Annotated in this window: 1 protein-coding gene; it reads right to left on the reverse strand. The window is 63.9% G+C overall.

The window, feature by feature from the left end; all coding sequences use genetic code 11:
* The coding region (locus HX830_RS31680; RefSeq protein ID WP_177104769.1) for an acyl-CoA dehydrogenase family protein at positions 1 to 579 on the reverse strand (579 nt) is incomplete at both ends.

Genomic DNA, 579 nt, shown 5'->3' on the forward strand with positions numbered 1-579 from the left:
GAAACCGCCATGGGTCTGCAGGCAGGCATTGGCCGCCTCCCAGGACGCCTTGGCCGCCAGGTACTTGGCCATATTGGCGCTGGCCCCGGCGTTCTGGCCGCTGTCGTATTCCTCGCAGGCACGCCAGCGCATCAGGTCGGCGGCCTCGATCTCGATATGGGCTTCGGCAATCGGGAACTGCACGCCCTGGTTCTGCCCGATGGGGCGGCCGAACACCACCCGGTCGCGGGCATAGGCGCTGGCCTTTTCGATAAACCAGCGGCCGTCACCGATGCATTCGGCGGCAATCAGCGTGCGTTCGGCATTCAGGCCGTCGAGGATGTAGCGAAAGCCCTTGCCTTCTTCGCCGATCAGGCTGTCAGCGGGGATTTCCAGGTTGTCGAAGAACAGCTCGTTGGTCTCGTGGTTGACCATATTGGCGATGGGCTGCACGGTCAGGCCGTTGCCGATGGCCTCGCGCAGGTCCACCAGGAAGATCGACATGCCCTCGGATTTCTTCTGCACCTCGGCCAGGGGCGTGGTCCGGGCCAGCAGGATCATCAGGTCGGAATGCTGGACCCGCGAGATCCAGACCTTCTG

The sequence above is a fragment of the Pseudomonas gingeri genome (assembly GCF_013385425.1).
In the GTDB taxonomy this organism is placed as follows: Bacteria; Pseudomonadota; Gammaproteobacteria; order Pseudomonadales; family Pseudomonadaceae; genus Aquipseudomonas; species Aquipseudomonas gingeri_D.